Consider the following 269-nt stretch of genomic DNA (forward strand, 5'->3'; position numbering starts at 1 on the left):
GTGCCGCAATCGGCGTTTCAGTCACCACATCGCTGCTCGCACACAACGCCCAGGCGCTGCACGAGCAGATCGGGGCATCGGTCAGTCCCTTCAACCGGGTGTTGCAGATGCTCGGGCAAGCGCAGCCATCGCTCGACCCCGCCACGTCGCTAGGCGCGGCGACGCTGGATCGCATGATCAACCATCAGGCCCAGATAATCGCGTATATGAACGATTACGTGCTGATGATCTTCACCACCATGCCGGCTTTGCTGCTTCTGCTGTTCATG

General features: G+C 60.2%; 1 protein-coding gene. It reads left to right on the forward strand.

Going from position 1 to position 269, the window contains the following annotated elements; all coding sequences use genetic code 11:
* A partial coding sequence (locus SAZ04_RS22215) for a hypothetical protein (protein ID WP_332699791.1) occupies positions 1-269 on the forward strand: 269 nt, incomplete at both ends.

It is taken from the genome of Halalkalibacter lacteus, assembly GCF_036663595.1.
In the GTDB taxonomy this organism is placed as follows: domain Bacteria; phylum Bacillota; class Bacilli; order Bacillales; family Bacillaceae_D; genus Halalkalibacter; species Halalkalibacter lacteus.